We start from the raw sequence: 11,005 nt of genomic DNA, 5'->3' as shown, positions 1-11,005 counted from the left end.
GCGACGACGTCGGCCAGTGGCTGCCCGCACGCGCGGTCGTCGCGCTGCGTGCGCACGGGATCGCGACGCTCGCCGATCTGACGGTGCGGATTCCGCGCCGGCGTCAGTGGTGGCGCGCGATCGCAGGCCTCGGCGTGGCGAGCGCACGCAACATCGAGGCGTTTTTCGCCGCGCATCCGGCGCTGACCGAACGGGCGCGTGCGCTGATCGCGGCGACGCCGCGCGGCAGCATCGTGCCGTGGGAGCAGCTGAAGCTGCCGCACGAGGTCGACGGTTCGGCCGGCACGTTCCGCGCACCGCGTGCGACCAGCACGCTCGATGCGGACAACGACTACGCGGCCGTGCACGCGTGGCTGTCGCTGCACGAATCGGCCGCGACGCGGCGTGCGTACCGGAAGGAGGCCGAGCGGTTGATCCTGTGGGCGATCGTCGAGCGCGGCCGTGCACTGTCGTCGCTGACGACCGAGGATGCGGTCGCGTATCGCGCGTTCGTACGGCGCCCGACGCCGCACGAACGCTGGGTCGGGCCCGTGCGGCCGCGCGGTGCGCCGGATTGGCGGCCGTTCTCGGGCGCGCTGTCCGCACGTTCGGCCGCGTATACGCTGTCGGTGCTCGGCGCGCTGTTCCGCTGGCTGATCGAGCAGCGCTACCTGCTCGCGAATCCGTTCGCGGGCGTCAAGGTGCGCGACACGCGCGGCGCGAACGCACTCGACACGTCGCATGCGTTCACCGAAGGCGAGTGGCTGCTCGTGCGCACGATCGCCGACGGGCTCGAGTTCAGAAAGGGAACGGCGGCCGCGCCGCAGTCGGGATGGACGCCGGCCGCCGCGCAACGCCTGCGCTTCATTCTCGATTTCGGCTACGCGACCGGGCTGCGCGCGAGCGAGCTGGTCGGTGCGACGCTCGGCGACATCGAGACCGATGCGCATGGCGACGCATGGCTGAAGGTGATCGGCAAGGGCAGCAAGGCCGCACGTGTCGCGCTGCCGCCGCTTGCGCGCACGGGGCTTGACCGTTTCCTGGTCGCACGGCGGCTGCCGGTCACGCCGTCGCGCTGGCGGCCCGATACGCCGCTGATCCCGAGCCTCGCGGAAGACGGCGCGGCCGCGATCACGAGCGTGCGGCTGTGGAAGGTGATGCAGCGTTTCTTCGCGCAGACGGCCGATCAGGTCGATGCCGACAACCCCGCACTCGCGCAGAAGCTGCGGCAGGCAAGCCCGCACTGGATGCGTCATACGCATGCGACACATGCATTGGCGCGCGGCGCGGAGTTGACGACCGTGCGCGACAACCTGCGACATGCGTCGATCTCGACGACGTCGATCTATCTGCACGGTGACGACGTGAAGCGGGCGCGGCAGATGTCGAGCGCGTTTGCGGCTGACAAGTAATCGCGTCGCGCGGAGCGGGCAGCGGCTGCCCGCGCGTCGTCATGACGCCTGTCGGCCAGCGTCCGGCTGCGCGAGGTTCCGCACCGCGCGCGCCACGACCGCATGACGATCGGGCCGCACGCGCTCGAACAGCGCGGACACCGACGCGAGAATGTCCGGCGCGGCCCGCTCGGGACGTCCGCAGTCGAACGGCGGCTCGGGCGCGTATTCGATGCCGAGCTGTACCGCTTGCGCGTATTCCGGGCCGGCGATGTCGGCCATCACCGACAGCGCCATGTCGACACCGGCGGTGACGCCGCCGCCCGTGATGACCGGGCCGTCACGCACCACACGGCCGGTATCGACGATCGCGCCGAACGGCGGCAGCAGGTCACGCCACGCCCAGTGGCAGGCGGCTCGCCGGCCTTGCAGCAACCCGGCCGCGCCGAGCACCAGCGACCCGCTGCACACGGAGGTAACATAGCGGGCGCCCAGCGCGAGCCGGCGCACTTCGCGGACGAACGCATCGTCGGCGATCGCGTCGATCACGCCGAGCCCGCCCGGCACGCAGACGAGATCGGCGTGCGCGATGTCGGCGAGCCGCTCGACCTCCGCAAGGATCAGGCCGCTGTCCGCGCGAATCGATCCGCCGCGCACCGAGGCCCGGTGAATCCGGGCACCCGGCAGTCGCCAGAACACTTCGTCCGGCCCGGTGAAATCGAGCTGCGTGACATGATCGAACAATGCGAATACGACGATGAACGGTGTGGTGGCCATCACGATCTCCCGAAGACATGAACGGTCTGTAGCATCGGGCCGCGCACCGTCCGTCGCAATGTCATTTCTCCCGCACTTTCTGCCATGACCCATCGCGTCGCCATGCTCGTGTATCCCGGCTTCCAGTTGCTCGATGCGGCCGGGCCCGTTTCCGCGTTCGAGATGGCCGACTACGCGCGCACGCCGCATTACACGGTTCGTGTCGTCGCGGCGCAGCCGGGGCTGGTCCGCAGTTCGTCGGGCGTGAGCTGGCATGCCGAGCCGCTGCCGGAGGCGGCGGACGTCGATACGTTGCTGGTCGCGGGCGGCGATGGCGTCGATGCCGCGATGGTCGACGATGCGACGTGCGCGTTCGTCCGTCGCTGCGCGGCGCGCGGCATCCGCGTGGCGAGCGTCTGTTCGGGCAGTCTGCTGCTGGCCGCGGCCGGTGTGCTGGACGGCCGGCTCGCGACCACGCACTGGGGCTGCGGCGAGCGCTTCGCGCAGGCGTTTCCGCAGGTGCGGCTGGCGCTCGATCGCATCTACGTGAATGACGGGCCGTTCTGGACGAGCGCCGGCATCACGGCCGGCATCGACCTGACGCTCGCGCTGATCGGCGAGGATCGTGGCGAGCGGCTCGCGCGTGCCGTTGCGAAACGGCTGGTCGTGTACTACCGGCGCCCCGGCGGGCAATCGCAGTTCTCGGCGCTGATCGAGCTCGACAGCGCGCAAGGGCGCTTCAAGCCGCTGCTCGACTACATCCGCCGCAATCTCGGCGCGCGCTTGCGCGTGAGCGACCTGGCCGAGCAGGCGTGCATGAGCCCGCGACAATTCGCGCGGGCGTTCCAGACGGAAACCGGCCTCACGCCGGCCAAGGCGGTCGAGAAGCTGCGCGTGGAAGCCGCTCGCGCCGCGCTGGAAAGCGGGGCGGCGTCGCTGCAGCGCGTGGCGAACGAGTGCGGGTTCGGCGATACGGAGAACATGCGGCGCAGTTTCCAGCGCTGGCTGGGTGTCGCGCCGTCGGCGTTGCGTTCGTAGGCGGGCGTGGTCATGTTGTCGCCGCTTCGATCGCGATCGTCTCGCACAGCAGGGTGGCGTAATGAAACTGTCAGGCGGTAGTGGGCCCGTCAGGCCCGCCCATGCCTGAATGCGCGTTCCGCTGACGAACGGATGACGCATCGCAGCGTATCGGCCAATCAGGCGGAACGGTCCGCTACCCACGGCGGTCATAAACTTTTTGCAAGGAGCAGTGAATGGCATCGAGCCAAAGCACAGTGGATTTCATCGTCGAACAAATGGCGGCAGCCGGCACCGTATCGGCGCGCAAGATGTTCGGCGAGTACGGCATCTATTGCGACGGCAAGATGGTCGCGCTCGTCTGCGACGATCGGCTGTTCGTCAAGCCGACGCCCGAAGGCCGCGCGTTTCTCGGCACGTGTGAAGAAGGTTCGCCGTATCCCGGTGCGAAGCCGCATCTCGTGATCTCCGGCGAGCGCTGGGACGATCGCGAATGGCTGTCGGCGCTGATCCGGATCACCGCCGCGCAGTTGCCGGTGCCGGTGAAGCGGAGCCGATAGCGGGTTTTCGCGTGCCATGTTGCGCTGCGGCCAGGCGTATTCTGTGACACATGTGCGCGACCATCGCGCACCCGGTGGGAGCACAAGAAATGAACACATCCGGACATCCGCGCGGCACGTGGCTTGCTCGCCGCGCCCGGCACGCGCTCGTCGCGGCCCTGTGCGTGGGCTGGAGCGCGCTGTCGTTCGGCGCGGACGATGCGGCGACGCTGCTCGAGCGTTACCGCAGCCTCGGCGCGCAACTGAAGGACAACGCGTTTCACCGGCCGCTGGTTCTCGAATCGGCGGAGGCGTCGTCGTCGCTGAAGGGCGATATCTACGCGGTGGTCGACTATCCGTACACGGTCGTGAGCAGCCAGCTCGACGATCCGGCGCAGGGCCCCGCGAACTGGTGCGCGGTGCTGATCCTGCACCTGAACACGAAGTATTGCCACGCGTCGACCGGCGGCAACGGCCCGGTGCTCGACGTGAACCTCGGCCGCAAGATCCAGCAGAAGCTGTCGGACACCTACCGCGTGCAGTTCCGCTATCGCGTGGCGGCCGCGACGCCCGACTATTTCCAGGTCGACCTGACCGCCGACAGCGGCCCGATGGGCACGAAGGATTACCGGATCGCGCTGGAGGCCGTGCCGGTCGGCGCGTCGCGCACGTTCCTGCATCTCACGTATTCGTATGGCTTCGGCACGGTCGGCCGCATGGCGATGAAGACCTACCTCGCGACCGTCGGCAGCGACAAGGTCGGCTTCACGACCGTCAGCGGCGGATCGGCCGCGCAGCCGCAGTACATCGGCGGCGTGCGCGGGCTGCTGGAGCGCAACACGATGCGCTACTACCTCGCGATCGACACGTATCTCGCGACGCTCGACAAGCCGCTCGACCAGCGCCTCACGCGCTGGTTCGACGCGACCGAGCAGTATCCGCAGCAACTGCACGAGGTCGAGCGCGGCGCCTATATGCAGATGAAAGCGCAGGAGGTGCAGCGGCAGCAGGCGGCGCGGTGACGCCGCCTGCTGCCGGCTGCTCGGCGTCGATCAGTTCGACGCGCCGCCGACCGTGCGGATGCTGTGCCACTGCCCCTGTTCGACGCGGAACAGCGTGTACGGCGGCTTGATCAGGTCGCCGCGCTCGTCGAACGAGATCTTCCCGGTCACGCCGGTGACCGATACGCCGGGCAGGCTCGCGACGATCTTGCCGCGATCGGTCGAATCGGCCTTGTGGACCGCCGCGATCATCGCGAGCGCCGCGTCGTACGCGAACGGCGCATACAGCTCGACGTCCTGGTTGAAGCGCGCCTTGTAGCGCTGCGCGAACGCGACGGCCGACGGCAGCTTGTCGAGCGCCGGCCCCGGTTCGAGATCCTGCGTGCCTTCGCCCGAGCTGCCGGCGATCTTCAGGAATGCGTTGCTTTTCAATGCGCCGGCGCCGAACAGCTGCGCGCGGATGCCGAGCGAGCGCATCTGCTTGACGAGCATCGCACCCTGTTCGTCGAGCCCGCCGAAGAACAGCAGGTCGATGTTGTTGCTCTTCATCGTGGTCAGGATGCCGCGAAAATCGACAGCCTTGTCATTCGTGTATTCGCGCCCGACGACGCTGCCGTGCGCGTCCTTCACGCCTTTCTCGAACGCGTCCGCGAGCCCCTGCCCGAAGGCGGTGCGGTCGTCGATGATGCCGATCCGCTTCGCCTTCAGCTGCTCGACCGCGAAGCGGCCGGCCACCACGCCGCCGACGCCGTCGTGCCCCATCGTGCGGAACACGTTCTTGAAGCCCTGCATCGTCAGCTGCGGATTGGTCGAGCCGGGCGTGATCATCGCGACGTTCGCCTGCTTGTAGACGGCCGACGCCGGAATGCTGCAACCCGAGTTGTAGTGGCCGACCACGCCGACCACGCCGTCGTCGACGAGCTTCTGCGCGACCTGGATCGCGATGCGCGGATCGGCCTGGTCGTCCTGCACGTCGAGCACGAAGCGCACGAAGCGCACGGGCTTGCCGCCCACGGTCGGGTGTTTCGCGTTCTCTTCGTCGAGCGCGAGTTGCGCACCGTATTGCAGATCCTTGCCGACGCGCGCGACCGGCCCCGTCAGCGGGCCGGCGAAGCCGATCTTGATGGTCTCCGGGTCCGCGGCCTGAGCGGATGCCGCGACCGTGCCGATCGAGCAGACGGCCAGCCATACCAGCCAGTTACGACGATTCATGATGCCTCCTTGCAGGGGTGGAAGTTGCGGCGCGCGTCAGAATCGCGCGGCCCGGTACGGCGTGAGGTCCAGCGGCGGTGCGCGCTGGGCGACGAGATCGGCGACGATTTGCCCGGTGATGCCGGCGAGCGTCACGCCGAGATGCTGATGACCGAATGCATGGATCACGCGCGCGCTGCGGCGCGTGCGGCCGATCACGGGCACGCCGTCCGGAAGCGTCGGCCGGAAGCCGAGCCAGCTGCGCGTCGGGGTGCCGAGCGACGGCACGGCTTCGCGTGCGGAACGCGTGAGCAGCGCGACGAGCGACGGATTCATCGGCGCATCGAAGCCGCCGAGTTCGACGGTGCCGGCCGCGCGCAGCCCCTCGTCGAGCGGCGTCATGTAGAAACCGCGCTCGGCCCAGCCGACCGGCCGCGTGACGATCGGCTCATGCGCGCCGAACTGCACGTGATAGCCGCGCTCGGTATCGAGCGGCACCGTGTCGCCGCACGCGGCCGCGAAGGCGCGCGAGCGGGCGCCGGCGGCAATCACGACGTGATCGAACGCGTGCGCCGTGCCGCCCGCATGCACGTTCACGCTGTCGCCGGCGGGCTCGATCCGCTCGACGCGCGTGCGGTCGAGCGTCGCACCGCCGGCGGCGAGGTGCGCGAACAGTTCGCCGAGAAAGCCGCACGGATCGGAGAAATGCCAGCTGCCGACGAACAGCACGCCGCGCGCGAAGATCGGCGCGAGCGCGGGCTCGAGCCGGCGGATTGCGCTTGCGTCGAGTGTCGCGAACGGCACGCCGAGCCGACGCCGCAGCGCGAGCGACGGCTGCGCGGCGTCGAATGACGCCTGCCGCGCATACAGGTACAGGCATTCGCGCGGCCGTACGAACGCCGCGAGCCGCGAGGCGCCCAGCAGCGGCGCATAGCCGTCGGCGGCGCGTGCCAGCAGCGCGGCCAGCGCGGTTGCGCTGCGTGCGTGGCGCGCGGGTGTCGACGCGAGCAGGAACCGCGCGAGCCACGGCGCACCGTGCAGCAGGTACGGCCAGCGGATGCGCAGCGGGCTGTCGGCGGCGAACAGGAAATGGGGCAGGTTGTGGAACACCGACGGGCCGTTCACTGGCACGCAGCCATACGGCGCGAACGTCGCGGCGTTACCGAACGACGCGCCCTGGCCGACGCCGGCCGGATCGAACAGCGTCACGCGATGCCCGTCGCGCTGCAGCCATGCCGCCGCGCCGAGCCCGATGAAGCCTGCACCCACGATGGCGACATTCGCCATGACGCGTCCCCTCCGGTCCACATGATTCACACAAAGTTGAGATAAAGAATCACACAGTAATTTTTTGTGTGCAATCAAAATGAGATTGTGTGGCGCCAGTGTTTACCCGATTCCAACTGACTGATTCAACAGACATTTCAGCTGACGTTTGACGGGGAGGGGATGTCGGATACAATCGCTGGGCAGGTCAAAATGGCAGACAAACGCTTTTTGTGTGGTCACAGGCGACAAATGGCATCAGACAAACTTTCCGGCGAGCGAGATAGCGGCCTGCCGGCGCAGGCGAAGCGGCCGACTTATGTCGAGGTATCGAGCTCGATCGAGGAGGAAATCCGCAACGGCACGTATCCGCCGGGCAGCCGTCTGCCGCCGCAGCGCCAGCTCGCGACCGAGCTCGGCATCAACGTGTCGACCGTGTCCCGCGCGTACAAGGAATTGCAGCTGCGCGGCCTCGTGATCGGCAGCAAACGCCGCGGCTCGCTCGTCACCGGTGGCGCGATGCCGAGCATCGAGCCGGCCCGCGCGTCGCTCGCGGCGGGCAACGGCGTGATCGACCTGACCGTGAACCGTCCGGCGACCGGCGAATTTCTCGCGAGTCTCGCGCAGACGTTCGGCACGCTGCCGAACGATCCGCGTTTCGCCGCGCTGCAGGAATACCAGCCGCCGCAGGGCCCCGACTGGGCGCGTGCCGCCGGCGCTCAGTGGCTCGCCGCGCCGGGCTTCACGCCGTCGCGCGACCAGGTGGTCGTCACGAGCGGCGCGCAGCACGGGCTGTACGCGGTGCTGAACAGCCTGATCGGCACCGACGGCGTGATCGTTGCCGATCGCCTCACGTATTACGGGCTCAAGGCGCTCGCGCCGGTGTTCCAGTTCGAGATCGTCAGCGCGCCGGCCGACGACGACGGCCTGCTGCCCGACGAGATCGAGCGGATCTGCCAGCGCATGCCGGTCAAGGCGATCTTCGTCGTGCCGAACCTGCAGAACCCGACCGTGACGACGATGAGCCTGGCCCGCCGGATGGCGCTCGTCGACATCGCGCGGCGTCATCACGTGACGATCATCGAGGACGACGTATACGGCCCGCTCGTGCGCGACCGGCTGCCGGCGATCGCGGGGCTGTGCCCCGAGCTGACGTTCCATATCGGCGCAACGTCGAAGATCCTCGCGCCGGGGCTGCGCCTCGGCTATCTGAGCTGTCCGCGCGACAGCGTCGCCCTGTGCGCGGAGGCGGTGCGCACGACTGCGTGGATGCCGGCCCCCACGTCGATGCTGATCGCGACGGTGTGGATCGAGGACGGCACCGCCGAGCGGATCATGGCCGCGCAACTCGCGGAGATCCGTGCGCGCGTCGATCTTGCGCGGGAACTGCTGCCGGCCGGGCAGCTGAAATCCGACCCGGCGTGCATGTTCGTGTGGCTGCGCCTGCCGCCGCCGTGGCGGGCCGACGACTTCGCCGCGAATGCGAAGGCGCGTGGCGTGATCGTGATGCCGTCGTCGACGTTCGCGGTCGATCGCGCGGAAATCGAGCACGGCGTGCGCATCAACCTCGCGTGCCCGGCCACGCGCGACGAACTCGTCAACGGGCTGCGGATTCTCGCCGGAACGTTGAAGGATCGGCCGCGCGCGCTGTTCGGTTCGATCTGACGGCGGCCGCTCAGTCGAGCAACCCCGCGACCACATCGACGATCCGCTGCAGCAGCGCTTCGTCGTAAGGCAGCCACGGCACCGCGCGCAGCGGTGACGGCGGCGGCACGATCGCGGGTTCGACCGGTTCGCCGTCGCGCATCACGCGCCCGGTTGCGCAATGTACCGACCACGCACCGACGCGCACATGGCGTTCGTCGATCGTCATCTTCCCTTGCGCCACCGGCCCGGCGAACACGAGCGACAGCACGTGCCGGCGATGGCGCGCCATCGTGCCCAGCGGCATATCCGACAACCGGTTCAGGCGCTGCCAGCGTTCGGCTTCGAGCTCACGCTGGCGCACCGGGTCGACCGCGAGCGCGGCTGCGGCTGCGCGTGTTGCGTCGTCGTCGAGCGCGAACGCGGCGACGCTCACGAGCAAGTCGACCGCGCGCGCCACTTCGGAGAACACGACGCGATCGATCTCACCGATCGGCAGTGGCACCCAGCGCCGGTCGTGCCGGCGTTCGAAGTGCAGCCGGCGCGACGTGCCGTGGCTTTCCGAGCCCGGATAAAGACGTGCATCGACGAAGAAGGTCGCGCGCACGTCGCCGAATTCGCGGACCAGCCCGTCGTCGTACGCGCGGATCGACCAGCCTTCGCGGCGCGCAACACCAACCAGCGGCCGGCTCGACAGCACGTGGCCTTCGAACATCGCGGAATCGCTGGCTGGCGTGTCACCGTCGGCCGGCACGTAGTATTCGCGGAAAGCCTGCCTGACCGGCTGCCGCAGCGTGCGACCGACGATCGCGCGTTGCCACGCGAGCCGCTCGTCCGCGTCAGCCAGCAGCGGGTGCCATAGCCGGATGTCGCTGTCGTCGGCGAGGTCGATCGCGTGCCCGGCCACGTCGCGCAGCACGACCTTGCCCTTCGCGATGTCCGGCATGAACGACCGCATCGATCCATCGGCGCTGCGTGCGTGCCAGATCATGCGTGCGGCGAACGCGGCGCCGGCCGGCGCATCGACGAGGCGCTCGCGCCATTCGGCATGGCCGAGCGTCATCGACTGCCAGAAGCCGGCTTCCATGCAGGTAGCGAGCATCGCGAGCTGCTTCTTGTCGGGCTTCGCGTCGAGCGTCATGCGCAGCGCGGTATGCGGCCGCTCGCCGAGCGCGCGTTCGGCCGGTTTCAGGTTGCGCGCGAGCTTCTTCTGTACGCCGGCATGACGCACGATGGCGAGCGCGTCGCGCAGCGCACGCACGCCCTCGGGTGTCGGGATCGTCTCGACCGCGTGGCCGAGCGCGATCGAGAGCGATTGCGACGGCGCGGTCTTCGCGGCTGTCGGCGCGACGCACACGCCGGTCAGCAGCGGCCCGATCAGCGGGCGCAGCCACGTTTCGTCGCGATAGGCGGCCACGCGCGCGGCACGCGCGACGACCTGTGCGTCGTCGGTCGTGAACGCACGATCGGCTTCGTATGGAACGGTGCCCGCGTGGAGCGCCGCGACCTGCTGCGCGGCCTCGGTCAGCGCGTCGCGCGCGAACGCGACATACGCGGCGTCTTCCGCGAGCGTGACGGCCGGATCGCTGAAGTCGAGCCACAGCCGTCTCGGCGCGAAGTAGCCATCGTTCGTCGCGGCCAGCGCGAGCAGCGCGGCCGGCCCGAGTTCGGGCAGCACGTCGAGTTCGCGCACGCGAAACGGCGACTCCGCCAGCGCTTGCGCATACACGTCGCGTCGCGCCGAGAAGTCGCGGCGCCCGGCGAACCGGTCGAGCGTGTACACGCCATACGTGCTGGATCCTGAGCGCACGTCGCCTTCGTCCGGTTCGCCCGCAATGCGCGCGAGTTCGGCTTGCAGCGCCGGCGACGGCAGGGTGTCGAGGCAGGGCAACTCCTCCAGCGCGCGTTTCCACTCGCCGGCCGGGATATCGCGGAACAGTTCGAGCGCGGCATCGGCGTCGACGAGCGGCACGAGTCCGAGCGCATCGATCTGCCCGTGCAGCCAGCGCGCGAATTCGGCACGCGGATCGTCGAACGCCTGGTCGCGCACCATGATCTCGTGCTCGACCCGGCGCAGTGCCGGCCAGACGGCGCCGAGCGTGTGCGCGTCGAGCGTCGACAGGTCGATCGGGGTGCCGGTGAAGTGCGGATGGTCGGCAGTGCCGGTCAGCCGCGCGAGGAGCTGGTCGACGACAGGCGGGCGGACGGATTCGGTCATGAT

General features: G+C 69.2%; 9 protein-coding genes. 5 read left to right on the top strand and 4 right to left on the bottom strand.

Annotated elements, in window-relative coordinates; translation table 11 throughout:
- On the top strand, nt 1–1,391 hold a 1,391-nt coding region (locus tag G3O00_RS06140; RefSeq protein ID WP_206142433.1), incomplete at its 5' end, for a site-specific integrase.
- Between the two features lie 39 nt (nt 1,392–1,430).
- Here G3O00_RS06140 and G3O00_RS06135 read toward each other — a convergent pair.
- Entirely contained in the window at nt 1,431–2,147 is a 717-nt protein-coding gene (locus G3O00_RS06135; RefSeq protein WP_206142432.1) for a DJ-1/PfpI family protein, read from the bottom strand.
- Nucleotides 2,148–2,231: 84 nt separating this feature from the next.
- Here G3O00_RS06135 and G3O00_RS06130 point away from each other — a divergent pair, with 84 nt between their 5' ends.
- The 3 genes from G3O00_RS06130 to G3O00_RS06120 all read left to right on the top strand — a co-directional run bounded on the left by G3O00_RS06130 (nt 2,232) and on the right by G3O00_RS06120 (nt 4,704).
- Nucleotides 2,232–3,164: a GlxA family transcriptional regulator gene (locus G3O00_RS06130; protein WP_206142431.1), complete on the top strand. Its 933-nt coding sequence runs from the start codon at nt 2,232–2,234 to the stop codon at nt 3,162–3,164.
- A 215-nt stretch (nt 3,165–3,379) separates the two neighbouring features.
- Nucleotides 3,380–3,703: a TfoX/Sxy family protein gene (locus tag G3O00_RS06125; RefSeq protein WP_206142430.1), complete on the top strand. Its 324-nt coding sequence runs from the start codon at nt 3,380–3,382 to the stop codon at nt 3,701–3,703.
- 89 nt (nt 3,704–3,792) lie between these two features.
- On the top strand, nt 3,793–4,704 hold the full coding sequence (locus G3O00_RS06120) for a hypothetical protein (protein WP_206142429.1): 912 nt from the start codon (nt 3,793–3,795) through the stop codon (nt 4,702–4,704).
- A 30-nt stretch (nt 4,705–4,734) separates the two neighbouring features.
- On the opposite strand, the gene G3O00_RS06115 is transcribed toward G3O00_RS06120, so the two are convergent.
- Both G3O00_RS06115 and G3O00_RS06110 read right to left on the bottom strand, forming a co-directional pair.
- Nucleotides 4,735–5,895 (bottom strand): branched-chain amino acid ABC transporter substrate-binding protein, encoded by a 1,161-nt coding sequence (locus tag G3O00_RS06115; protein WP_206142428.1) that lies wholly within the window; start codon nt 5,893–5,895, stop codon nt 4,735–4,737.
- A 36-nt stretch (nt 5,896–5,931) separates the two neighbouring features.
- The gene (locus G3O00_RS06110; protein WP_206142427.1) at nt 5,932–7,161 is read right to left on the bottom strand and encodes an FAD-dependent oxidoreductase; all 1,230 of its coding nucleotides are present in this window, start codon (nt 7,159–7,161) and stop codon (nt 5,932–5,934) included.
- 231 nt (nt 7,162–7,392) lie between these two features.
- On the opposite strand from G3O00_RS06110, the gene G3O00_RS06105 reads away from it, so the two are divergent.
- Nucleotides 7,393–8,805: a PLP-dependent aminotransferase family protein gene (locus G3O00_RS06105; protein WP_174930102.1), complete on the top strand. Its 1,413-nt coding sequence runs from the start codon at nt 7,393–7,395 to the stop codon at nt 8,803–8,805.
- Between the two features lie 10 nt (nt 8,806–8,815).
- Here the strand turns inward: G3O00_RS06105 and G3O00_RS06100 are convergent, their stop codons facing one another.
- On the bottom strand, nt 8,816–11,002 hold the full coding sequence (locus G3O00_RS06100; protein ID WP_206142426.1) for a DUF4132 domain-containing protein: 2,187 nt from the start codon (nt 11,000–11,002) through the stop codon (nt 8,816–8,818).
- Between the last annotated feature and the right edge of the window lie 3 nt (nt 11,003–11,005).

The organism is Burkholderia sp. Ac-20384 (assembly GCF_017104605.1).
Classification (GTDB): domain Bacteria; phylum Pseudomonadota; class Gammaproteobacteria; order Burkholderiales; family Burkholderiaceae; genus Burkholderia; species Burkholderia lata.
The sequence above is the reverse complement of the archived record's forward strand: the minus strand, read 5'-3'. Positions and strand labels throughout refer to the sequence as shown.

Bases quoted from the DNA above. Each gene is read 5' to 3' on its own strand.
- G3O00_RS06135 (WP_206142432.1), bottom strand. From the start codon at position 2,147: ATGGCCACCACACCGTTCATCGTCGTATTCGCATTGTTCGATCATGTC.
- G3O00_RS06130 (WP_206142431.1), top strand. From the start codon at position 2,232: ATGACCCATCGCGTCGCCATGCTCGTGTATCCCGGCTTCCAGTTGCTC.
- G3O00_RS06125 (WP_206142430.1), top strand. From the start codon at position 3,380: ATGGCATCGAGCCAAAGCACAGTGGATTTCATCGTCGAACAAATGGCG.
- G3O00_RS06120 (WP_206142429.1), top strand. From the start codon at position 3,793: ATGAACACATCCGGACATCCGCGCGGCACGTGGCTTGCTCGCCGCGCC.
- G3O00_RS06115 (WP_206142428.1), bottom strand. From the start codon at position 5,895: ATGAATCGTCGTAACTGGCTGGTATGGCTGGCCGTCTGCTCGATCGGC.
- G3O00_RS06110 (WP_206142427.1), bottom strand. From the start codon at position 7,161: ATGGCGAATGTCGCCATCGTGGGTGCAGGCTTCATCGGGCTCGGCGCG.
- G3O00_RS06105 (WP_174930102.1), top strand. From the start codon at position 7,393: ATGGCATCAGACAAACTTTCCGGCGAGCGAGATAGCGGCCTGCCGGCG.
- G3O00_RS06100 (WP_206142426.1), bottom strand. From the start codon at position 11,002: ATGACCGAATCCGTCCGCCCGCCTGTCGTCGACCAGCTCCTCGCGCGG.